The sequence below is a fragment of the Bordetella sp. 15P40C-2 genome (assembly GCF_009763235.1).
GTDB lineage: Bacteria > Pseudomonadota > Gammaproteobacteria > Burkholderiales > Burkholderiaceae_B > Bordetella_A.
Window position 1 is genome coordinate 35,263 of the sequence record NZ_WSJA01000025.1, and the last position, 20,754, is coordinate 56,016.

Annotated in this window: 22 protein-coding genes; 11 read left to right on the forward strand and 11 right to left on the reverse strand. The window is 61.2% G+C overall.

The window, feature by feature from the left end; translation table 11 throughout:
• The first annotated feature begins 28 nt into the window (after positions 1-28).
• From GOQ25_RS10965 to GOQ25_RS10975, 3 genes are all read left to right on the forward strand, one after another.
• Positions 29-1,024: a tripartite tricarboxylate transporter substrate binding protein gene (locus tag GOQ25_RS10965; protein ID WP_160350505.1), complete on the forward strand. Its 996-nt coding sequence runs from the start codon at positions 29-31 to the stop codon at positions 1,022-1,024.
• Between the two features lie 33 nt (positions 1,025-1,057).
• On the forward strand, positions 1,058-2,023 hold the full coding sequence (locus GOQ25_RS10970) for a 2-hydroxyacid dehydrogenase (RefSeq protein ID WP_160350506.1): 966 nt from the start codon (positions 1,058-1,060) through the stop codon (positions 2,021-2,023).
• 99 nt (positions 2,024-2,122) lie between these two features.
• The gene (locus GOQ25_RS10975; RefSeq protein WP_160350507.1) at positions 2,123-3,877 is read left to right on the forward strand and encodes an IlvD/Edd family dehydratase; all 1,755 of its coding nucleotides are present in this window, start codon (positions 2,123-2,125) and stop codon (positions 3,875-3,877) included.
• Positions 3,878-4,015: 138 nt separating this feature from the next.
• On the opposite strand, the gene GOQ25_RS10980 is transcribed toward GOQ25_RS10975, so the two are convergent.
• Together GOQ25_RS10980 and GOQ25_RS10985 are read right to left on the reverse strand one after the other, a co-directional pair.
• Complete coding sequence (locus tag GOQ25_RS10980) at positions 4,016-4,528, reverse strand: DNA-deoxyinosine glycosylase (protein WP_160350508.1); 513 nt, start codon at positions 4,526-4,528, stop codon at positions 4,016-4,018.
• Positions 4,529-4,627: 99 nt separating this feature from the next.
• On the reverse strand, positions 4,628-6,484 hold the full coding sequence (locus GOQ25_RS10985) for a phosphoenolpyruvate carboxykinase (GTP) (RefSeq protein ID WP_160350509.1): 1,857 nt from the start codon (positions 6,482-6,484) through the stop codon (positions 4,628-4,630).
• A gap of 258 nt (positions 6,485-6,742) precedes the next feature.
• Here GOQ25_RS10985 and GOQ25_RS10990 point away from each other — a divergent pair, with 258 nt between their 5' ends.
• Positions 6,743-7,078: a co-chaperone YbbN gene (locus tag GOQ25_RS10990; protein ID WP_160350821.1), complete on the forward strand. Its 336-nt coding sequence runs from the start codon at positions 6,743-6,745 to the stop codon at positions 7,076-7,078.
• Here GOQ25_RS10990 and GOQ25_RS10995 read toward each other — a convergent pair.
• The gene (locus tag GOQ25_RS10995) at positions 7,057-7,791 is read right to left on the reverse strand and encodes a GNAT family N-acetyltransferase (RefSeq protein WP_160350510.1); all 735 of its coding nucleotides are present in this window, start codon (positions 7,789-7,791) and stop codon (positions 7,057-7,059) included. The two genes, GOQ25_RS10990 and GOQ25_RS10995, sit on opposite strands and share 22 nt — an antisense overlap.
• Before the next feature lie 51 nt (positions 7,792-7,842).
• On the reverse strand, positions 7,843-8,139 hold the full coding sequence (locus GOQ25_RS11000; RefSeq protein ID WP_160350511.1) for a hypothetical protein: 297 nt from the start codon (positions 8,137-8,139) through the stop codon (positions 7,843-7,845).
• 167 nt (positions 8,140-8,306) lie between these two features.
• Between GOQ25_RS11000 and gorA the strand changes: the two genes are divergently transcribed.
• From gorA to alkB, 4 genes are all read left to right on the forward strand, one after another.
• On the forward strand, positions 8,307-9,665 hold the full coding sequence (gene gorA, locus GOQ25_RS11005) for a glutathione-disulfide reductase (protein WP_160350512.1): 1,359 nt from the start codon (positions 8,307-8,309) through the stop codon (positions 9,663-9,665).
• A 41-nt stretch (positions 9,666-9,706) separates the two neighbouring features.
• Entirely contained in the window at positions 9,707-10,825 is a 1,119-nt protein-coding gene (locus tag GOQ25_RS11010; RefSeq protein ID WP_160350513.1) for a 3-deoxy-7-phosphoheptulonate synthase, read from the forward strand.
• A gap of 55 nt (positions 10,826-10,880) precedes the next feature.
• The gene (locus GOQ25_RS11015) at positions 10,881-11,222 is read left to right on the forward strand and encodes an I78 family peptidase inhibitor (RefSeq protein ID WP_160350514.1); all 342 of its coding nucleotides are present in this window, start codon (positions 10,881-10,883) and stop codon (positions 11,220-11,222) included.
• Between the two features lie 65 nt (positions 11,223-11,287).
• Positions 11,288-11,938: a DNA oxidative demethylase AlkB gene (alkB, locus tag GOQ25_RS11020; RefSeq protein WP_160350515.1), complete on the forward strand. Its 651-nt coding sequence runs from the start codon at positions 11,288-11,290 to the stop codon at positions 11,936-11,938.
• On the opposite strand, the gene GOQ25_RS11025 is transcribed toward alkB, so the two are convergent.
• The gene (locus GOQ25_RS11025; protein WP_160350516.1) at positions 11,935-12,774 is read right to left on the reverse strand and encodes a hypothetical protein; all 840 of its coding nucleotides are present in this window, start codon (positions 12,772-12,774) and stop codon (positions 11,935-11,937) included. The two genes, alkB and GOQ25_RS11025, sit on opposite strands and share 4 nt — an antisense overlap.
• 200 nt (positions 12,775-12,974) lie before the next feature.
• Here GOQ25_RS11025 and GOQ25_RS11030 point away from each other — a divergent pair, with 200 nt between their 5' ends.
• Entirely contained in the window at positions 12,975-13,385 is a 411-nt protein-coding gene (locus GOQ25_RS11030) for a DUF4168 domain-containing protein (RefSeq protein ID WP_160350517.1), read from the forward strand.
• 74 nt (positions 13,386-13,459) lie between these two features.
• Here GOQ25_RS11030 and GOQ25_RS11035 read toward each other — a convergent pair whose 3' ends face one another.
• From GOQ25_RS11035 to GOQ25_RS11050, 4 genes are all read right to left on the reverse strand, one after another.
• Positions 13,460-15,259, reverse strand: a complete 1,800-nt coding sequence (locus GOQ25_RS11035; RefSeq protein WP_160350518.1) for an ABC transporter ATP-binding protein — start codon at positions 15,257-15,259, stop codon at positions 13,460-13,462.
• Between the two features lie 6 nt (positions 15,260-15,265).
• The gene (locus GOQ25_RS11040) at positions 15,266-15,484 is read right to left on the reverse strand and encodes a SlyX family protein (protein WP_160350519.1); all 219 of its coding nucleotides are present in this window, start codon (positions 15,482-15,484) and stop codon (positions 15,266-15,268) included.
• A gap of 78 nt (positions 15,485-15,562) precedes the next feature.
• Complete coding sequence (locus GOQ25_RS11045) at positions 15,563-16,804, reverse strand: multidrug effflux MFS transporter (protein WP_160350520.1); 1,242 nt, start codon at positions 16,802-16,804, stop codon at positions 15,563-15,565.
• Between the two features lie 93 nt (positions 16,805-16,897).
• Complete coding sequence (locus GOQ25_RS11050; protein WP_160350521.1) at positions 16,898-18,031, reverse strand: DSD1 family PLP-dependent enzyme; 1,134 nt, start codon at positions 18,029-18,031, stop codon at positions 16,898-16,900.
• A gap of 250 nt (positions 18,032-18,281) precedes the next feature.
• On the opposite strand from GOQ25_RS11050, the gene GOQ25_RS11055 reads away from it, so the two are divergent.
• Positions 18,282-18,545: a hypothetical protein gene (locus GOQ25_RS11055; protein WP_160350522.1), complete on the forward strand. Its 264-nt coding sequence runs from the start codon at positions 18,282-18,284 to the stop codon at positions 18,543-18,545.
• 13 nt (positions 18,546-18,558) lie between these two features.
• Positions 18,559-18,885 (forward strand): hypothetical protein, encoded by a 327-nt coding sequence (locus tag GOQ25_RS11060; RefSeq protein ID WP_160350523.1) that lies wholly within the window; start codon positions 18,559-18,561, stop codon positions 18,883-18,885.
• A gap of 63 nt (positions 18,886-18,948) precedes the next feature.
• Here GOQ25_RS11060 and GOQ25_RS11065 read toward each other — a convergent pair whose 3' ends face one another.
• Together GOQ25_RS11065 and GOQ25_RS11070 are read right to left on the reverse strand one after the other, a co-directional pair.
• A complete protein-coding gene (locus tag GOQ25_RS11065) occupies positions 18,949-19,383 on the reverse strand; it encodes a YbaN family protein (RefSeq protein WP_160350524.1) in 435 nt (144 codons plus the stop codon).
• A 16-nt stretch (positions 19,384-19,399) separates the two neighbouring features.
• Positions 19,400-20,518 (reverse strand): NADH:flavin oxidoreductase/NADH oxidase, encoded by a 1,119-nt coding sequence (locus GOQ25_RS11070; protein ID WP_160350525.1) that lies wholly within the window; start codon positions 20,516-20,518, stop codon positions 19,400-19,402.
• Between the last annotated feature and the right edge of the window lie 236 nt (positions 20,519-20,754).

Consider the following 20,754-nt stretch of genomic DNA (forward strand, 5'->3'; position numbering starts at 1 on the left):
AAATCTGTATTGCGGAGACACCACGAGCATGAAAACCAATCCCTTATCTCGCGTTCGCGCCCACATTCTGGGCGCAATGGCCCTGGCCATCGCCACTTGCAGCCAAGCAGCGCCTAACGCCGCCGACAACTATCCCACGCGACCGGTGAATTTGGTCGTGCCTTTCGCGCCCGGCGGTGGTACCGACATCTCGGCGCGGATTTTGGCCGAGAAACTCGGTCAGACCCTGGGTCAAACCGTTGTGGTCGACAACAAAGCCGGCGCGGGCGGACAAATCGCAGCCGATCTCGTTGCGCGCGCGGATCCTGACGGCTACACGTTGCTGTTCGCGAACTCGGGCATGCTCGCCATCAATCCGTGGATTTACAAGCTGAACACCGACCCCGCCGTCGCGTTCGAGCCAGTGTCGATGTTCTCTGATCTGCCTTTCGTGCTGGTGGTGCCGCCCTCGTTGCCCGCCAAGACCGTGCAAGAACTGGTCGAGCTGGCCAAAGCCGAGCCCGGCAAGCGCACTTACGCAAGTTCCGGCGTGGGTGGCGCGCCTCACCTGACGGCGGAAATCTTCCAGATTGCCACTGACACCGACTTGCTGCACGTGCCCTACAAGGGCGGCGGCCCGGCCATGGGCGATCTGATGGGCGGACGCGTGGACATGCTGTTCGCCTCGGTCTTGGAGACCAACTCGTTCGTGCAAGCCGGCAAGCTCCGCGCATTGGCGGTCACGGGCGACAAACGCTCGCCCGCTATGCCTGATGTCCCCACCATCGATGAAGCCGGGGTGAAGAACGCCCAAGGCGGCTCGTGGACCGCCGTGCTGGTGCCCAAAGGCACGCCGCAGCCCATCATCGACAAGCTCGCCAAAGCAATCCGCACCGTGGCCGACGACGAAGGCATCAAGCAAAAGCTGGTGGCCCAAGGCGCGGGCGCGAAGGCCTCCACGCCTCAAGAGTTGGCGGATCTGGCCGCCCGCGAACGTGCCCGCTATGGCGAAATCATCAAGGCGCGCGGACTGCAAGCGCAATAACGCGACCTCTTTAAACAGGCTGGAAATTTAGTCATGACTCACACTGCCGCCACGGATCCCATCGATGTACTGATGGTGGGCCCCATGCCCGCCATCATCACGGAACACGTCGAGCGCCACTATCGCCTGCATCGCTGGTGGGAAATCAAAGATCAGGCGAACTTCTTGAAAACCCAAGGGCGCACCGTGCGCGGCATTGTGACCAGTGGACGCCATGGCGCCACGCGCCAGCTGATGGAAAGCCTGCCGAATCTGGAGGTCATCTCTAGCCAAGGCGTGGGCTATGACTCCATCGATATTGACGCAGCACGCGCGCGTGAAGTCGCAGTGGCCAATACGCCCGGCGTCTTGAACGCCTGCGTGGCGGATACGGCACTGGCCTTGATTCTGAATGTCTCGCGCCGATACTGCGAGGCAGATCGGTTCGTGCGCGCGGGTCGCTGGGCAAAGGAAGCCTTTCCGCTGACCACCAAGCCCAGTGGCAAGCGCTGCGGCGTCGTCGGCCTGGGCAACATTGGCCTGGATGTCGCCAAGCGCGCCGAAGCCTTCGACATGAGCGTGGCCTACTACAACCGCCGTGCCCGCAACGACGTGCCGGCACACTATCGCTACTACGACAATTTGATCACGCTGGCGCAAGACAGCGACTTTCTGGTGGTGGTCGTCCCCGGTGGCGCGCAGACCCGGCATTTGATTAATGATGCCGTGCTCGACGCGTTAGGTCCGCGTGGTTACCTTATCAACGTCGCGCGCGGCACCGTCGTCGATGAAGCCGCCTTGGTCAAGGCACTGCAAGAACATCGCATCGCGGGCGCTGGTCTGGACGTGTTCGAAGAAGAACCGCAGGTGCCGCAGGCGCTGATGGAAATGGATCAAGTGGTGCTATTGCCCCACCTGGCCAGCGGCACCGAAGAAACCCGTCAAGCCATGGCGGATCTGGTGATCAACAACCTGGATAGCTGGTTCCAACGTGGCGAGGTGATTACGCGCGTGGTGTAGAAGTCATGAACATTAGGCGCGTGCCAGGCACGCGCTTGCGTGAGTCATAGGGGCCGGATATTATCTGGGCAGATTATCAATAATATTATTGGAATAACAGTGCCCGATCCGAAGAAACCCGCAACACCCCCGACCGGTCTGCGCAAGGGGCTGACCAATTATGGCGACACTGGCTTCTCTTTATTCCTGCGAAAAGCCTTTATCAAAGGTGCTGGCTACACCGAGGACGCGCTGTCGCGCCCGGTGATCGGCATCGTCAACACCGGCAGTAGTTATAACCCCTGTCATGGCAACGCGCCGCAGCTCGTCGAGGCGGTCAAGCGGGGCGTGATGCTCGCGGGGGGTTTGCCGGTCGACTTCCCGACGATCTCGGTGCACGAGAGTTTCTCGCAGCCCACCAGTATGTATTTGCGCAACCTCATGTCGATGGACACCGAGGAAATGATACGCGCGCAGCCGATGGATGCCGTCGTGCTGATTGGGGGTTGCGACAAGACGGTTCCCGCGCAGCTCATGGGCGCAGCCTCGGCGGGCGTGCCCGCGATTCAACTGGTCACCGGCGCGATGTTGACGGGCGCGCATCGTGGCGAACGCGTGGGCGCCTGCACGGATTGCCGCCGCTATTGGGGCCGCTATCGCGCCGAGGAAATCGACGATCAAGAGATCACCGACGTTAATAACCAACTCGTGGCCAGCGTAGGCACGTGCTCGGTGATGGGCACGGCCAGCACCATGGCATGCATCGCCGAAGCGTTGGGCATCATGGTGTCGGGCGGTGCGTCCGCGCCCGCGGTCACGGCAGATCGCATGCGCGTGGCCGAACGCACCGGCGCGACGGCCGTTGCCATGGCAACCAGTGGCTTGACGCCCGACAAGATCCTGACCCAGAAAGCCTTTGAAAACGCGATGCGCGTGTTGTTGGCCATCGGCGGCTCGACCAATGGCATCGTGCATTTGACCGCGATGGCCGGGCGTCTGGGCTTCAACATCGACCTCGCCGGGCTGGATCACATGAGCCGCGACACGCCGGTGCTGGTTGATCTGAAACCTTCGGGTCAGCACTACATGGAAGACTTCCACAAGGCTGGCGGTATGCCTGCCTTGCTGCGCGAACTGCGCCCGCTCTTGCATCTGGACGCCTTGACGGTGTCGGGCCGTACGCTGGGCGAAGAGCTCGACGCCGCCCCTCCGCCTTTCGTGCAGGATGTGATACGCCCGTTCGACTCGCCGATCTATCCGGTTGGCGGTCTGGCAGTCTTGCGCGGCAACCTCGCACCGGGCGGCGCCATTATCAAACAGTCCGCCGCCAATCCCGAGCTGATGGAACACGAAGGCCGTGCCGTGGTGTTCGAAGACGCCGAGGATATGGCGAACCGCATCGATGACGAAGCCCTGGATGTGGCCGCGCACGATGTGCTCGTGCTCAAACGCATTGGACCCACCGGTGGCCCTGGCATGCCCGAGGCCGGCTACATGCCCATCCCCAGAAAGCTCGCACGCGCGGGCATCAAGGACATGGTGCGTATCTCCGACGGGCGCATGAGCGGTACCGCCGCGGGCACCATCGTTTTGCATGTCACGCCCGAGGCGGCAGTAGGGGGGCCTCTAGCCTATGTACGCACGGGCGACCGGATTCGGTTGTCGGTCAAGAACCGCGAGATCGCATTGTTGATCAGCGATGAAGAGCTCGCCCGCCGCGCGGCCGAACAACCTATCGAGCGCCCCAGTGGCGATCGAGGCTATCGCAAGCTCTACATGCAAAGCGTGACCCAAGCGGACAAAGGCGTGGACTTCGATTTCCTGCGCGCGACCGAGAACCGCGGCAGCGTGCCGGCCGCGAAATCCGAGGATTAGCCGCCGGATATACGCGGGACGCGCGTCGAGGTAGGATCATATTCGAACGCATCCCGCCCACGCCTGATCTCGCGAGATTGAGGGCGACGCGCGGAAAACCGCACTCCAACCAGCTTACGTTGAGCAGGACTCGCGCCATCAAGCCAACAAGGCGCGCTGCCAGCGCGCCAATTTTTCCTGCTGGCTCATCGCGGCATGGGCGGGACTGGTGGATGGCAGATCAAAGTATTGCAACTCGCGCGTGACAGCCAGGGTGGGCAATACATGACGTCGATAAAGAGCCGCGGCTTTGCCGCCGTTAAAGCAAACGCGTTCAATATCCGGGTAGGCATGCAGAAAGGCCTGGAAATCATTGGGCACGGCGGTTTCTGCCTGTATGTTGGCGTCAAGGCTGCCCTGACGCTCGCACGCCTGCAACACGTCCCACAACGCGATGCCGGCGTTGGTCAACGCCATGCAGCGCGCGGCATAATCGGCGTGCGCATCAAATTCCAATACTTGCGCCGCGATGGGCCAAAAAGCATTACGCGGATGCGCGTAATACTGTTGCTCCCGCAACGACTTAACGCCTGGCATCGTGCCCAGCACGAGGACTCGGGCACACGGGCTGACCAGCGGCGCGAACCCCATCACGCGGGCACACGTGGCCATAACAACTCGTTCCAACGAAATAAACATCCCAAAGGAAAAACGCGGCAACCGTCTTTTACTCCGGTTACCGCGCTTTTAACGCTGGGGCGCGACGACCGCTCAGGCCGCCAGGCGAGTCGCGATAGACGACTTCACATCCGGCAATTCGCCCGGCAGGCGCGTAGCCAGCTGTTCGAACAGGCTGTCATGCAGCGCCAGCTCATCGCGCCACGAATCGGCGTCTACCGAGATGACTTGTTCGAACTGATCCGGGCTGAATTCCAGACCGGTCCAGTCGATGTCCTGGTAGGTCGGCGACACACCGAACACCTGATCGACACCATTGGCCGTGCCATCGATACGAGCCAGCATCCATTTCAGAACGCGCATGTTCTCGCCAAAGCCGGGCCACACGAACTTGCCATCCGGGCCCTTGCGGAACCAGTTGACGCAGTAGATGCGCGGCAGCGTGGCGCCCGCGTCTTGCAGACGCTTGCCCATCTTCAGCCAGTGCGCGAAATAGTCGCTCATGTTGTAGCCGCAGAACGGCAGCATGGCGAACGGATCACGGCGCACCACGCCTTGCTGACCAGTCGCGGCAGCGGTGGTTTCGGAACCCATGGTGGCGGCCATGTAGACGCCTTCGACCCAGTTGCGGGCCTCGGTCACCAGCGGCACGGTGGTCGAACGGCGGCCACCGAAGATAAACGCGTCGATGACCACGCCTTGCGGGTTTTCCCATTCCGGATCGATGGACGGACACTGCGAAGCCGGGGCGGTAAAGCGGGCATTCGGGTGCGCGGCCTTGCGACCGGTTTCCTTGGCCGTTTCCGGGGTCCAGTCCTTGCCCTGCCAGTCGATCAGGTGCGCCGGCGGCGTGTCGGTCATGCCTTCCCACCAGACGTCGCCGTCATCGGTCAGCGCCACGTTCGTGAAGATCACGTTCGAGCGCAAGGTAGCCATGGCGTTGAAGTTGGTCTTCTCGCTGGTGCCAGGGGCCACACCGAAATAACCCGCCTCGGGGTTGATCGCGCGCAGGCGGCCATCCGCATCGGGCTTGATCCAGGCGATGTCGTCACCAATGGTGGTGACCTTCCAGCCGTCCATGCCCTCGGGCGGAATCAGCATGGCGAAGTTGGTCTTGCCGCAAGCCGACGGGAACGCGGCGGCGACGTGGTATTTGCGGCCCTTGGGCGAGGTCACGCCCAGGATCAGCATGTGTTCGGCCAGCCAGCCTTGATCGCGGCCCATCGTCGATGCAATACGCAGCGCGAAGCACTTCTTGCCCAGGAGCGCATTACCGCCATAACCCGAGCCGAAGCTCCAGATTTCGCGCGTTTCGGGGTAGTGAACGATGTACTTGGTCGGGTTGCACGGCCAGGCCACATCGGCTTCGCCGGCGGCCAACGGTTTGCCCACGCTATGCACGCAGGGCACGAACTCGCCGTCGGTGCCCAGCACGTCGAACACGCCACGGCCCATGCGCGTCATGATGCGCATGTTCACCACGACGTAGGGGCTATCGGACAACTCCACGCCGATGTGGGCGATGTTCGAGCCCAACGGGCCCATCGAGAACGGCACCACATACATCGTGCGACCGCGCATGCTGCCGTCAAACAGACCATTCAAGCGGTCGCGCATTTCGGCGGGATCCGACCAGTTGTTGGTGGGGCCGGCATCCTCGGCACGTTCCGAACAGATGAACGTACGGTCTTCAACACGCGCCACATCGGACGGATCCGACCAGGCCAGATAGGAATTCGGACGCTTTTCGGGGTTCAGGCGACGCAGCGTGCCGGCTTGCACCATCTGTTCGCACAGACGATCGTATTCTTCTTGAGACCCATCGCACCACACCACGCGTTCAGGCTTGGTCAGCGCTGCCACGCGCCCCACCCACTCGACCAATCGCTGATGCTTGACGTACTCGGGCACGTTAAGCGACGCGAGATCTCCGTCGAACGGTTTATCCATCTGGAACTTCTCCTAGTAGTAAAAAAGCAATGCGGGCCTCAAGGACCCGCCGACCCCGCCATATTACTTGCATCCAACGCGCGATTGCGGCATTTGGCCTCAGGAATGCAACACAAATTTGCAGGTGCAACCGCGAACGCAACTGTGCCGCGAGATCGAAAGAATGGGAGCGTACTGGATTCACAAGGTCATGGAATGCATTTCCAGGGTAATCCCCAATAAGCGATATGATGTATGCAACCACTCTATACAGACGCCATGCAGCAGATCGACTTGAACGACAGCAGCGCCGACCGATACCTGCTCGACGCCCCGGGACTGACCCTGATCGCGTTCCACAGCCGCACCTGCGGAACGTGCCGCGTGGCTCGCGAGCAATTGCCCCAGATGGCGCTGCCAGTCGAGCGCATCTGCTGGATCGACGCGGGTGAGAACGGCGGCTTAGTCGAAAGGTACGAAGTCTTTCACTTGCCCGCGCTCTTCGTGGCGCGCGACGGGGCGTTTTACGGCCCCGTCAATGCCTCATTGTCCGAATGGGATGTGCGCCAGCAAATCAGTCTGGCGCTAGACAGCTACCCGGCCGAACTGCCCTGACGGCAGGCGGCGATCAGCTCGCTTAAACGACGACGCTGGTGGCCTTGATCATCGAAATTGTCCTCCGCCAGCCATTGCGCGAAAGCCGTCTTCAACGCCGGCCACTCGCTATCGATGATGGAATACCAGGCGGTGTCCCGGTTGCGCCCTTTATAGACCACGGCCTGACGGAATATCCCCTCGAACTGAAACCCCAGCCGCAGCGCCGCCGCCCGGGAGGGTGCGTTCAGGCTGTCGCACTTCCATTCGTAGCGGCGGTAACCCAGCTCGTCAAACGCGCGGCGCATCATCAAAAACTGCGCCTCGGTGGCGGCGGGCGTGCGTTTAAGCTTTTCCGAAAACGTCACACTGCCGACCTCCATGACGCCGTTGACGGGGTCAATCCGCATGGCGGCCAGGGTGCCGACAGCCTGACCGGTGGCCAGATCAATGACGGCAAAATGCTGTGGGTCCTGGCGGTCTTGTACTCCGCGCACATAGTCCAGATAGGCGGCCTCGGTAGCAAAAGGCCCCACTGCCATATACGTCCAGTCTGATTCGTCCGGCGTGAGCGCAAAGGCGGCATGCAACTGTGCACCGTGGCGCTGCGCATCCAAGGGTTCCAGCCGGCAATAACGGCCAGACATCGCCTCTTGCGGCGGCCACGAGCGCGGCTGCCAGTCGGGCATGGGAAAACCAACGGGTTGCTGGGTCAGAGAACGCACAGACGACATAGTGAAGTCCTGAGGAGAGGGGCCGGTTTGGCGTGGGCTTATACCGAGGAGCTATCCAATCAGACCACTTAGCAGCAGCGTGGCCAGAAACAACCAAAAGATACCCGCAATAATGCCGCGGCGGGCAAATGACTTGATCGCGGCCCAGAGCAGCAGCAACCCAAGAATAAGCAAAGCGAAATTAAATACCGACGGGCTCATGTCCAGCGCGCCCGCCAAGCCGGAGAAAAAATCCCCGATCGCCGATCCCAGGCCGCCAAACACGTAGCGTATACCCGAGACGATGGCGCGAATCACTTCGCCCAGAACCGCGCCTGCCGAACCAAAGAATCCGCTCTCATTCTGCATAGTTTTTGCCCAACGCTTCTCCAGGGAGCCATCGCGGCCGCCTGCTTTCGCAAGAATGTATCGCATCTGCCCCGCGCGCGCCGGTTTAAGATTACGGGTTGAAAGATACTTCCGGGCAGCCTGGCGTCGTTTTTCGCCGGCTGGCCGCCTCAGAATAAGGATTCACCATGGCATTCGATTTCGACTTATACGTGATAGGCGCGGGCTCGGGCGGCGTGCGAGCTTCGCGCTTTGCCGCGGGCTTCGGCGCACGCGTCGCGGTAGCGGAAAGCCGCTATCTTGGGGGTACCTGCGTGAACGTCGGATGCGTGCCCAAGAAACTGCTGGTGTACGGTGCGCACTATCACGAAGAGTTCGAACAGGCTTCGGGTTTCGGCTGGACCGTTGGCACCCCGACGTTCGACTGGCCCACGCTGATCGCCAACAAAAACCGCGAGATCGAGCGCCTGAATGGCATCTATCGCAATCTGCTCGTCCATAGCGGCGTCACGCTGCACGAAGGCCATGCGCGCCTGCTCGATGCGCATACGGTGGAGATCAATGGAGAACGCCACACGGCCGAGCACATTCTGATCGCCACCGGCGGCTGGCCGCAGATCCCGGACATTCCCGGCAAGGAACACGCGATCACTTCGAACGAGGCGTTTTACCTGCCCGAACTGCCGCGCCGCATCATTGTCGTGGGTGGCGGCTATATCGCGGTGGAGTTCGCCTCGATTTTTAACGGGCTGGGCGCGCAGACGACCCAGTTATACCGTGGCGAACTGTTCCTGCGCGGCTTTGATGGCAGCGTGCGCGAACACCTGCGTGATGAGCTGGTCAAGAAAGGCCTGGACCTGCGCTTTAACGCCGACATCGCCCGCATCGACAAGCGCGAGGACGGCGCCCTGCTTGCCACGCTGAAAAACGGCGATGTGATCGAAACCGACTGCGTGTTCTATGCCACCGGCCGCCGCCCGATGCTGGACAATCTGGGTCTGGAAAACACCGGCGTGCAATTGAACGACGACGGATTCGTGCAAGTCGATGAGGAATATCGCAGCACGGAGCCGTCCATCCTGGCCATCGGTGACGTGATCGGCGGCCCGGCGCTTACCCCCGTCGCGCTCGCCGAAGGCATGGCCGTGTCGCGTCGGCTCTTCAAGCCGGAGCAATACCGCAAGGTCGATTACGACCTGATTCCCACCGCCGTCTTCAGCCTGCCGAACATCGGCACCGTGGGCATGACCACCGAGGCCGCGCTGGCCGCCGGCCATCGCATCAAGCGCTACGAGAGCCGCTTCCGCCCGATGAAGCTCACCCTCACCGAGGCGCAGGAAAAAACCCTGATGAAACTGATTGTCGACGCCGACACGGATCGTGTGCTGGGCTGCCATATGGTGGGCCCGGATGCAGGCGAGATCGTGCAAGGGCTGGCCGTCGCGCTCAAGGCGGGTGCCACCAAGCAAGTGTTTGACGACACCATCGGCATCCACCCCACGGCCGCCGAGGAATTCGTCACCATGCGCACGCCCCTGCAAGATTGAACACGGCGCCAGCCTCGTCACGCCCCTACATCGAGAAACGTATGACCCCTATTGAACCGACGACGCGCGACCGCGAAGTTGTCTCCGCCGATTCCACCCTGGACACCACTCGCATCGACGACGTGCGCATCGGCGCGGTGCGCCCGCTGATTTCACCCGCGTTACTGCAAGACGAATTGCCTATTCCGCCCGCTACGCTGGCGCTGGTCGAGGACGCCCGCGCGCGCATCGCCGACGTGCTGCACGGCCGCGATGATCGTCTGGTCGTCGTGGTGGGTCCCTGCTCCATTCATGACCATGAACAGGCGCTGGAATACGCGCGCCATCTGAAAACCGCCGCCGAGGCGCTCAAGAACGATCTGCTCATCGTCATGCGGGTGTATTTCGAGAAGCCGCGCACCACCGTGGGCTGGAAGGGATACATCAACGATCCGCGCTTAGACGGCAGTTTCCGCATCAACGAAGGCCTGCGCCGCGCGCGTCAGCTCTTGCTGGAAATCAGCGAGCTTGGCTTGCCGATCGCGACCGAGTTCCTAGATCTGTTGAGCCCGCAATACATCGCCGACCTCGTCGCCTGGGGCGCGATTGGCGCGCGCACGACGGAAAGCCCCAGCCATCGCCAGCTGGCCTCGGGCCTGAGCTGCCCGCTGGGTTTTAAAAATGGCACCGATGGCAGCATGCAAGTCGCCGCCGACGCGATTGTCGCGGCCCGCGCCAAACATGCCTTCATGGGCATGACCAAGATGGGCACGGCCGCAATCTTCGAGACGCGCGGCAATGACGACACCCACGTCATCCTGCGCGGTGGCAAGAAAGGCCCCAATTACGATGCCGCCAGCGTGCAAGAGGCCTGCGCCGCGCTGCAGGCGGCCGGCCAGCGCGAACAGGTCATGATCGACTGTTCACACGCCAATTCCAACAAGTCGCACGAACGCCAGGTCGATGTGGCGCGCGACATCGCCGCGCAGCTCGCCAATGGCGAACGGCGCATCATGGGGGTCATGATCGAAAGCCACCTCGAAGCCGGTCGCCAGGACCTCAAGCCTGGCGTTCCCTTGCGTCACGGCGTGTCGATCACCGACGCCTGCCTGAGCTGGCCGCAAACCGAGCCCGTCTTGACCGAGCTGGCCCAAGCCGTGCGCGCCCGCCGTGTACGTTGAAAGCACGCCGCCAAGCTGGTCTATCATTAAGAGCCCAACGCAAGTAGGAGTTGCCATGATCCGTAAACTGCTTCCCCTCTTTCTCGTCGCGGGCCTGACCGCGTGCGCGTCCTCCGGAACCCAGAACGCCTCCTCCGATACGACCTCATCCAGCTCGGCCGGTAGCGCGTCCTTTACCGGTACGTCGGCAGGCGGCGAATGCGACTCGCAAGCGGTGCAGCAACTGGTCGGCAAACCATATTCGCAGTCTCTGGACCGCGAATTGCAATCCAAGGCCGGTGCTAGTCAGCTGCGCGTCCTGAAGCCGGGACAGGTCATGACGCTGGAATATAACCCTGTGCGCCTGAACGTCATTGTCGAAAAAGACGGTTCGATCAGCGCACTGCGTTGCGGTTGAGCGCGGCGCGCGCTGCTCGGTGACCCTGCTGAACGCGTGAGCTCCCGCCGCGCCGACACTGTCTCATGAACCTGGACCTGTTCGCGCCAGACGATCTGACACCAGCCAATGTCCGTTTGGCACCTCAGGCGGTCGTGCTGCGCGGCTTCGCGCTGCCTGAAGAAGGACGGCTACTGCGTGAACTGGCGCGGGTTTGGGGGCAAGCGCCTGCCCGACATATGGTGACGCCGGGCGGCTATCGGATGTCAGCGGCGCTGACCAATTGCGGCACACTGGGCTGGACAACCGACGAACGCGGCTATCGTTACACGCGCCTTGACCCTTTGACCGGGCAACCGTGGCCCGCCCTGCCCGCGTCGTTTTTGGCGCTCGCACAACGGGCCGCGCAAGCGGCCGGGTTTCCTGATTTTCAGCCCGATGCGTGTCTGATCAACCGGTATTTGCCCGGGGCGCGCATGAGTCTGCATCAGGACAAAAACGAAAGGGATTTCAAGTTTCCCATCGTCTCCGTTTCTCTCGGCATTCCCGCCATATTTTTATTTGGCGGCATGAAACGCAGCGACGCGGTGCAGCGTGTGGCGTTACAACACGGCGATGTCGCCGTCTGGGGCGGCGCGGATCGGCTGCGCTATCACGGTGTGGCGCCCCTTAAAGACGCGACCCACCCCAGTTTGGGAGCTGTCCGGGTGAACTTGACGTTTCGTCGCGCGGGTTAGTCGCGACGGGCTTCTGACAACGCCACGGTCAGCTGCATGACCTTTTTCTTCAAGGCGTCGCGCTCGTGGGTCAAGGCTTTGACCAGCTCGCGCAGGCGTAGGACCTCGGCGGGATAGTCCTCGATCTCTTCCACCGGCGGCTCCGGCGTTTGCTCGCCCTCTGGCGTGGGTTTTGCACGCAGCTTGGCCTCGCGGGCCTGGCGAGCGAGTTCTTTGAGCGCTTTGCGTCCCTCGGCCGCGGCGCTGACCTGCTGATCTACCGGCAAGGCCGCCACGGCCGCCGCCGCGTTGATGGAAATCTCGCCCGATTGCACGGCACGCACCACCTCGGGCGCGGCTGCCTTTTGGATTCTTTCGATCTGGCCCAGGGTATTACTGCTCAAGCGCGCTGCACGCGCGAGTGTCTGGCGATTGGGGATCGTCACGGGTTCGATATTGGCTGGTGGCAAGGATGACTCAGCCTCTGCTTGCGCGGCCAGGGCGTTCGCCTGCTCCTGCGCCTCGCGTGCGCGCTGCTCGAGGATTTCCTTCTTGCGCAATGCCAACACGCCGCGCTGGAAGTCAGACACGCTGCGACGACCCAAATGGTTCTCGATCATCCACAGTCGCACATCGTCCATCGATTTAAAGCGCGGATTTTGTACAGTCTTGAACGGAATTCCATGTTTGGTGCAGATCGCATATCGGTTATGACCATCGACCAACACATCGCCCCACAACACCAGCGCATCGCGACAGCCCTCGTCCAAGAGACTGCGCTCAAGCGCCTCCAGCTCGTCGGGGGTGAGCGGCTCGATATAAGTCCGTAATTCTTCGTTGATCTGAATGGATGTCATGACAAGTACGCCGGATGATTATCACTGCGCTGCCATTAGAACATTGCCGGGACGTTGCGATTCTGATCCCGTTAGAAACGGCCCGTAACGTGACCCTCCCCGGGCGATGTCACATGCTCAAACATCCGATAACTTGATCCCCACGACCGATCCTTGTCACCATGAGGGGGCTGGAATTTCAATCTTTGAAGGAGGACTTAATGCCCCGTTCCACCCACGCTTTGCTAGCCGCCGCCATCGTTGCCGCCAGCCTGTCGCCCGCCGTGTCCATGGCGCAAACGGCCCCCGCCGCGCAGCCGCCTGCCCAAACGCAGCCCGCTATAAAACCCAGCGAGGCGCAGCTGCAAAAGTTTGCCTCAGCCTCGCAAAAGGTCGCCGTGGTCGCGGACGAGTATCGTCCCAAGCTCAACGCCGCCAAGGACGAGCCCGCGCGCGAAAAGGTATATCGTGAAGCCGACGAGAAAATGGTCAAGGCCGTTCAAGCCGACGGACTCACGGTAGACGAGTTCAACGGCATAGGCCAGGCGGTCGAACAGGACCCACAATTGCGCCAACGCGTGATCGAACTGGCGCAGAAAAACGCCCCGGCTGCCTCGGGCGCTCGCCAATAGCATTGTCCTAGCGTGCGACCATGAGAGCGCACAGTGACGACCGATCCGGCCGCCCGCAGGGCGGCCTTCGCTTTCTATGGGGCGCTATCCTCGGTCATATCGAGCACCGTATCCGGCAAGCTCGACTCTGTAACCGGTCGCTCGCCAATCTGTTGCCGCCACATGGCGTAATACAGCCCGCGACGGGTCAACAAATCGGTGTGCGTGCCCTCTTCCACGAGTCTGCCTTTTTCCAATACGCAGATCTTGTCGGCGTGCATGATGGTCGATAGCCGATGCGCGATCAGGATCGTAATCTGGTGCCGACTCGCCGAGATGCCGCGCACCGTATCGGTTATCTGTTCCTCGGTCAGCGAATCCAGGGCCGAGGTGGCCTCATCGAAAATCAATAGTCTAGGTTCGCGTATCAGCGCGCGAGCAATGGACAAGCGTTGCTTTTCGCCGCCGGACAGTTTCAACCCCATCTCGCCTATCGTGGTGTCCAAGCCGTCAGGCGACTTCGCCAGCAGATATGCACAGGCGGCTTGTTCCATGGCATGGACAATCTCCGCGTCCGTGGCGTCGGCGCGCGCCAGCCGGATATTGTCGCGCAGCGTACCGGCGAACAGATACGGCTCTTGCGTCACCAGTCCGACCTGGCGACGGGCACGGTTATATCGCAGCCTTTTGGTCGAGATATCGTTATAGAAGACCTCGCCCGCAGCAGGCGTATATAAGCCTAGCAGCAGTTTTACCAACGTGGATTTGCCCGACCCAGAGGGCCCGACAAACGCCACCGTGTCGCCTAGCGCCGCCGAAAAAGAGATCCCATCCAAGGCGTTGTCCTGCGCGCCCCGATGGCGAAACGTCACACCATCGAACCGCACATGCGTGATCGGGCCACAATCTTGGGCACCCTCCGGTCGCCGGTCGATAGGCTTTTTCATCAACGCATCGAAGTTCGACAAGGACGCATCGGCCTCGCGATACGCGAGAATGATGTTTCCCAGCTCTTGCAGCGGCGCGAATATGGCGACCGAGATGAACTGCATGGCGATCAGTTCCCCGGTGCTCAGCACATCATGAAAAATCAGCCACAGCAGCGCAAACAGAATGCCGAGTTTGAGCATACTGAGCGTCACGCCCTGCAAGAAAGACAGCAGCCGTATGCGCTTGACCTTCTGCATCTCCAGCTCAAAGATACGCACTGTCTGCGCTTGCAATCGGCGTATCTCTGGGAACGTCAAGCCCAGGCTTTTTATCAATTCAATATTGCGCAGCGACTCCGAGATAAAACCCGAGCTGCGATTCGTCTCGCGCACGATAGAACGCTGCTGGACTTTGATTTCCCGACTCAGCAGGCCCGTTAATCCGCCCAGCACCAGTACGCCAATCAGGAACACGGGCACCAGCAACCAGTGGCGCGTGACCGCATACCAGATCAGGAATCCGATGCCCACGATGGCGGCGAATACCGTGTTGATGAAGGTATTGATGAATCGTTCGCTATCACCGCGCACTTTTTGCAAGAGCGATAGCGTCTCGCCGCTACGCAGGTCTTCAAATTCCTGGAACTTCAGCCGCATCGCCTGACGAAGGCCGTCATTAAACAGCTGCGTGCCGAATTTCTGCACCATCAGACGGGTCACATATTCCTGCAGCGCTTTGGCTAGGCGTGACAGTACTGCGATCAGAATGGCTAATCCCAGTAACTGCAATACCCCCGTGACAAGTTCATCGTCGGCTTTGCTCGCGCGGTTTATCGCGTATTCGTCGATGATCTTCCCAAAAATGATGGGGTCGATCAGGGCCAATACCTGACTGGCCGCCGCCAGCATCAAAGCCAGTACACCGAGGCGGGCATGCGGTCGCAGATAGCTCCAGAGGATACGCATGCGCGCTTAGTAGTGCGGTGGGATTTCGTCGCGCAGGCTACGGAAAGCACCTTGCGCACTATCGGGGACCTGATCGCGCAGCGCGACGATTTCGCGCCCCAACCGTTCGATCAACTGCTGCTGACGAAACACAGTTTGATTCAACTGATCGAGCATGTCTTCGGCCATCGCGAGCTTGATCTCGAGATCGGTCAATCGACGTTCAGTGGGGTTTGCAGATTCCATCGCCACGACACTCCTTATGCACGCTCCGTGCGTATGCATTCAAACCGGGCCACGCATCGCGCCCTCAGGGGCATTATCTCAGGTCGCACGCGGCCTGCATGCAATGCGAAACATAAGCTGCCCCAGCACACCTGCGCCCGCCATGACCAGCGCGGAAGCCAATGCCGGTGACGACCCTAACCCGGGCAATGCGGCGCATAGAGCACCGACCACCATCTGGATAGCGCCATAAAGCCCCGATGCCGATCCAATAATGAGCGGGTTCACGCCCACGGACAAGGTCAGCGCGATCGGTCCTGCCATGCCGCAGCCCAGCGTGAAAAAGAACATGCAAGCCACAATCGGGGCTACCGCGAGAGATCCCGACACCACCACACCCAAATAGATCAACGCCGACACCGCGCTCAGCAAATTTCCTGCCTGCATGAGCCGCTGCATCTGCATTTTGCCGATCAGCCGTGAGGTCACCATGCTGCCTAGCCACACGCCCGACACCAACACCGCCAGATAGAAACCGACTTCGTCAGGCGGCCGTTGCAACTGGCCCACGAAGATATAGGGCGCCGTGGCCACAAATGCATACATCGAAGTTGTCGCGCATGCCCCGCCGACGGCATATCCGACGAAAGCCCTGGTCGTCAGCAGCTGACGATAGTGGCGCCACAACGTTCCCATCGAAATGCGCGCTAAACCGCCACACGTCTCAGGCAACATGCGCCACGCCAGGATAAAGTTCGCCGCTCCGAGCAGGCATAGGCTAAACAGCACCGCCCGCCACCCTAGCCAGCCTGCCAACGCGCCCCCCACAATCGGGGCCAGCCCGGGCGCAATGGTCACCATCAGGCTCATCATCGCGAGCCGCTTGGCCGCTTCGGCACTGGTAGCCGTATCGCGTACGATCGCGCGCCCCAGTACCAGGCCCGCGCATCCGCCGAGCGCCTGGAACAAACGGGCAGCAATGAGCGCATAGACCTGGGGCGCCAGCGCAGCCGCCAGCCCGGCGACGGTATAGATGACAAGGCCCACCATCAACACGGGCCGGCGTCCGAATCGATCCGACAGGGGCCCGTATATCAACTGCCCTCCCGCCAGGCCGAGGATGTATAGACTGACCGTCAGTTGCATCGCCGCACTGCCGGCGTGCAGGTCTTGGCCCGCCATCGGCAACGCAGGAACAAAAATGTGCATCGCCAGCGTGCCACTAAACGTGAACAGCGCCAGCAACCACAACGGAACATGGGGTAGACGGGGCGTACGAGGGGCAGCCGCCGGGGACGGCGCGGCGTCCGGGCTACCCGATTGGGGCGAAGAAGAAAGCATACAATTAGATGATTGGTCAACTAATTGTAGCGCACCCCCCCTGACGCGAAGATTACGGGGTTCGCCGCGGTGCGAGCGGCATAGCGCACCGCCCTACCAGCCGTAAAAGCGCGGCCATATCTGAAGTTCGCTATCCTTTAGCACGGCCTGATACTCCGGATGCTGCGCCGCTGTCGCACAGGCATGATTTGGCAAAATGCGCAGCCGCGTCCCGACCGGAAAGCGCCGAGCAATATCCGCGTCTGCCTCGCCCAGGCGCGAAACGATTCCGTGCTCCTGATTCGCGCCGCTCATGATGTAGCCATCGAGCAGCGTGCCGTCTTCCGCGCACACCTGGCCGTAACCGAAGTCCTGTTTCTGCTTCTGCGTACCGCGATCGCGACTCATCGCCATCCAACCCGCATCCACAATGGCCCAGCCTTTCTCTTCCTGATGGCCGATCACGGTGGTCAGCACGCTCAAGGCGATGTCATCAGCCGTGCAAACGCCCACATTTCGCATGACAAGATCAAAGAACACATACACCCCGGCACGCACCTCGGTCACGCCCTCGAGGTGCTCTGCCGAAAGCGCCGTTGGCGTCGACCCGACACTGACCACCGGGCAATCAAAACCCGCCGCGCGCAACCGCTCTGCCGCGCGGACGGCACCCGCACGCTCCTGCTCGGCAATGGCAACCAGCGCATCATGCTGGTCGAACTCATAGCTCGAACCCGCGTGCGTCATCACCCCACCCACGCGCAAGCCACCGTCCTCGAGCACGCGCGCCACATCCAATAGCACGGGGTCTTCCGGTTTGATGCCCGAGCGATGCCCATCGGTATCGATTTCGATCCAGACCTCGAACTCGGTGTGATGCGCTTTCGCAAAATCGCCGATGGCGATTGCCGACGTCACGTTGTCGGTAATGATCTTCAGGTCGCAGCCGCGCTCTCGCAGGGCTAACACCTGCGGCAGTTTGGTGGGCACAATGCCCACGGCATACAGAATGTCGCCAATACCCGCCGCGTAAAACTGCTCGGCCTCTTTCAACGTGGATACCGTGATGCCCTGCGCACCGGCCTCGATCTGCGCCCGGGTCACATCCACGCTTTTTGCCGTCTTGACATGCGGGCGAAAGCGCACGCCCAGCGCGTTCATGCGGTTCTGCATGCGTTGAATATTGCGCTGCATGCGCGCGACATCGACGAGCGCAGCGGGCGTATCGAGGTGAGAGATAGACTTCATTGTGGAACCTGAGTCGGAAGACGGTAGAAGGAATATAGCGCGAGCCAGCAAGGCCGCGCGTGCGCTGCCCCGCCACATGAATGGTCATCATAAACAAATTGACCTTCGCTCCGTCTGATTTAAGTGCGACGCTTCAGGCGAATGGGCGGTCGACGCACGCCCGACCCATAGAATCAATTCGACAATTGTTTTTCAGGCGGCTCGGCTGCCCCTTGCACACTCATTCTTTCGTACAGGATCGACCCATCTCATGGCAATGTCACGCCTTCCTTTTGTGACCGGAGATCTCCACTTTCTGGAAATAACACTGACGGAAGAGCGCATCAATGCAATAGGAGCGGGATCGATTGCAACGGTCGTGACTGCAGTCCTAGCGTATGGACTCATTCAACTGATTCACATTCTGCTGAGGAGGGGGGTTCAGAAACAGCTCGATCCAATAAGTCTTGCTCTGTTCATCACGCTGACGGTCACGCTGTCCGATAACGTCGGCCGATTTCTTTTTTCCGAATAAGCGAGAGTGCTATATGCAGAACGTCCCCAATTTTTACCTACATCGTGCACACGGCGGTTTTGGACCTCCCGGCGCAGCTTTTGGTGCGGCTCAGGCCTCTATCGGATATGCGGCGGAAAGAATGGCATCTGGTAACGAGGCCAACATGAAAGATCTGGCGACTGCAGCCAGCATTGGTGCGGTGACTGGATTTTTCGCGGGACCAATTGGGTCGACGGCCACCCGAGCCGGTGCCTCAATGATCATTGGTGCGAATTCTGCATTTTATGGCGGCCTGGGTGTGGGTTCGGTCGAGCGCATGTTGAATGAGAAACCGAAGGCTGGCCCTCACGGGAAATAGTCAAGCCGACGTTAGCCAGAGGCCGGAACCGAATTCCCCTCTATCGCTGGAGAGGAAAACGCTTCAAGTGCGGGGCGCGCGAGGCGGCCGACGTGTATCCCGGGGTCTTGGCCGGGTGAGTATCCATAGCGCGCATCCCACCATAAAGACGCTCACCAGGCCACCCAGCCACAATGGCGGATCGGCGCTCCACCAGAAAATCGCCAGCCCGGCGGCGATACCCGCGCAAGCAAAACACTTCCCACGCGCCGAAATTGCCCCCTCTTCTCGCCAGGCGACCAACGAGGGGCCGAACCGCGGATGCTGCAGCAGGTATGCCTCCCACCGGGGCGAGGCCCGGCCGAAACACGCGGCCGCGAGGATGACAAAAATCGTCGTGGGCATGACCGGCAGCACCGCGCCAATGACTGCCAGGGCCAGCATCAACATGCCTAGCGCCCAGTACAGTCTGCGCGCCCAGCGCCCCAGGCGCGGCCGGTCACGCTCTCCAGCGGTCATGCCGTTCTCCTGGCGATCAGGCCTTCGATTTGCCCGCGCCTTTATAACGCTCCAGCCAATGCGCGTACGGCGCCGGCAAAATCCAATCGGCCTTGGGAACGTCCAACACCTGCGCCAAGTGATACGTGTAATGCGGATTGGCCAAATGCGCGCGCGCCATCATCACCAGGTCCGTCTGCTGATTGGCAATCAAGCCTTCCGCGATCTGCGGCGCGTCCAGGCCCCAGGCCGCGGCGACCGGCAGCTCCGCCTCGCGGCGCACGCGTTCGGCGATGGGGCCGAGCAAGGCGGGCGTCTTCCATGGAATATTCACCTGGGGGATCGTAAAACCGATGCTCACATTGAGCAGGTCCAGGCCACTACGACGCATTTCACGGGTTAAGACAATCGATTCCGCCAACGTTTCTTCGTCACGGCCATCGAACTCGATCACGCCGAACCGCGCGGTCAAGGGCAGGTTTTCCGGCCAAACCTCGCGCACGGCTTGCAGCGTTTCCAGCAAAAAGCGGCTGCGCCCCTCGGCATTGCCGCCGTATTGATCCGTACGCTGGTTCGAATGCGCGGAGAAAAAGCTCTGACCCAGATAGCCGTGCGCGAAATGCAGCTCCAGCCATTCGAAACCGGCATCGCGCGCTCTACGCGCCGCCGCCACAAAATCCGCCTTGACCCGTGCAATGTCGTCCAGCGTCATCTCGCTCGGCACGCGCGGCAACCCGGCGCCAAACGCAATTGCCGACGGAGCGATCGGTTGCCAGCTACCCGGCTCGCCCGCCGGGATATGGTCATCGCCCTCCCATGGACGATTCGCGCTGGCCTTGCGTCCCGCGTGTCCAAGCTGAATCCCAGGTACCGCGCCGGCCTCTTTTATGCTGGCGGCAATACGAGCCATGCCCTCGGCCTGCTGGTCGCTCCACAAACCGGTGCATCCTGGGGTGATCCGGCCCTCTGGCGACACCGCGGTCGCCTCGACGATCACCAGCCCCGAGCCGCCGCGGGCCAAGGCCGGGTAATGCACCTCGTGCCACAAGTTCGTGAAGCCATCTTCGGCGCGATACTGACACATGGGCGCGACCGCCACCCGATTACGCAGCGTAACGTCTTTGAGCTTGAACGGCGTAAACAATGCTGACGACATGGACTCTTCCAACAGAATTAATGGGCTAGCGCAGCGCGAGCGCATGAAGAAAAGCGCCCGTGGCCTAGTGCATATCCGTAATTGTGCCAGTCTGCGGTGCTTGCGCTTGCAAATGCCCCATCGCGTGACAGGGTTACGTCCGAGCCGCCGCAAACTCGGCGGAGCAAAGCTGGGGCCGCTTCGCCACGTCCTCAGACTCTTTAATCGAAACAACAAAATCCCAGTTGCCCCTATAA